This is a genomic window from Paenibacillus sp. 79R4 (assembly GCF_013393165.1).
In the GTDB taxonomy this organism is placed as follows: Bacteria; Bacillota; Bacilli; order Paenibacillales; family Paenibacillaceae; genus Fontibacillus.
In genome coordinates, this window is the sequence record NZ_QJOT01000033.1 from 1 (window position 1) to 1,774 (window position 1,774).

Sequence of the window (1,774 nt, forward strand, 5' to 3'; positions counted from 1 at the left end):
AAGAGGGTGTCCCAAAAGTCATCATAGATGACTGAGGGGGCACCCTCTTACATTTCATCAAACAAAAAGAAACCGCTCTTTGGTAAAATGGAAGTACGACCAACCATAAACCCAAAGGAGACGGTCTCTTTGTATATTCAATATAGCATGAATCAACTCTGTTTACCAATGGATTTGGAAGAAGATATTCCCGCAAATCACCTCGTTCGTGTAGTGAATGCTGCCGTTAATCGTCTCGACGACACCATCTTCGATGCGGCTTACCCTGGGGGCGGACGAGATAGCTACCATCCTAAAATGCTCACCAAAGTCATTATTTACGCCTACACGCAGCGCATCTACTCCTCTCGCCAGATCGCCAAAGCGATCCGCGAAAATATCATGTTCATGTGGATCGCGGGCAGACAAAGACCAGACTTCCGCACCATCAACCGGTTCCGTTCGGAGCGGATGAAAACGGTACTGGAGACGGTATTTACCGCCGTTCTTCGGTTTCTGGCTGAGGAGAACTACATACAGCTCGAGCATTACTTTGTGGACGGCACGAAGATTGAAGCAAATGCCAATCGGTACACCTTTGTTTGGGGAAAGGCCGTTGTAAAGCATAAAGCCAAGCTTCAGGAGAAAGTGCAAACCTTATTCGCCGCTATAGAGGAAACCGAGAAGCAAGAAGAAGGAACGCACGGCGGCAAGGATCTTCTCAAGCTGGGTGAGTCCTCTGCCATCACTGGTGAAAAGCTAGAGCAAGCCATCAAGCAATTGGAAGAGCGCCTGCAGGAGAAACCGAAAGACAAGCCGCTCAAGAAGGCGGTGCGCACGCTCCGCAAAGATTTTCTTCCGCGCCTTCAGAAGTATGAGACTCAGGAAGCGATTTTAGGCACGAGAAACAGCTACAGCAAAACGGACCATGACGCTACATTTATGCGAATGAAAGAAGACCACATGCGAAATGGTCAGCTCAAGCCGGGATACAATGTGCAGATCGGCACCGAAAATCAATTCATTATCGGTTACAGTTTGCACCAGCGCCCGACCGATACGCGTTGCCTCATTCCTCATCTTGAAAAATTAAAATCTCAATTAGGAAAGCTTCCGGGCACCGTTATCGCCGATGCGGGCTATGGTGGTGAAGAAAATTACGACTACTTGGAGCAGAAACAAGTCGAAGCCATTGTGAAGTACAGTACGTATCACCGCGAAAAGAGCAAGGCATGGCAAAGGGACATCAGCAAAATCGACAACTGGACCTATAACAGCGAACAAGATACATGGACATGCGCAGCTGAACAAACGCTCCATTTCCGGAGAGAGAGTAAGGAGAAAACAGAAAGCGGGTATGAAATCGAATACCGACATTACCGTAGCGCCAGCTGTACGGATTGTCCGTTCAAGCCGCAGTGTACAAAAGCCCAAGGTGATCGTGAGATTAAAGTTAGCATGAAGTATTTGCGGCTAAAGAATCAGGCAAGGCAAAAGCTCTGCAGTGAAGAAGGTTATGCCCTGGCCGTAAGGCGCATGATCGAGCCGGAACCTGTGTTTGGTCATATGAAGAACAACCGGGGCTTTAAAAGATTCCTGCTTCGAGGCTTAGCAAAAATAAGCCTTGAGGTCGGGTGGCTTTCCCTTGCTCACAATCTGCTTAAGAAAACAGCCATAGACGCCAAAAAACAAGGAGCTAAGCGAAAATAGACCGCTTAACTCCTTGTTTTTTTACGAATATCTTCCTATTTCTTTGAAGAGGGTGTTCTAAGGTTTACTTTTGGGACACCCTCTT

1 protein-coding gene is annotated in these 1,774 nt (G+C 47.6%); it reads left to right on the top strand.

Annotated features, from left to right (window positions below):
• Positions 1 to 129: 129 nt before the first annotated feature.
• Entirely contained in the window at positions 130 to 1,689 is a 1,560-nt protein-coding gene (locus DMN77_RS23475) for an IS1182 family transposase (protein ID WP_179016453.1), read from the top strand.
• Positions 1,690 to 1,774: the final 85 nt, after the last annotated feature.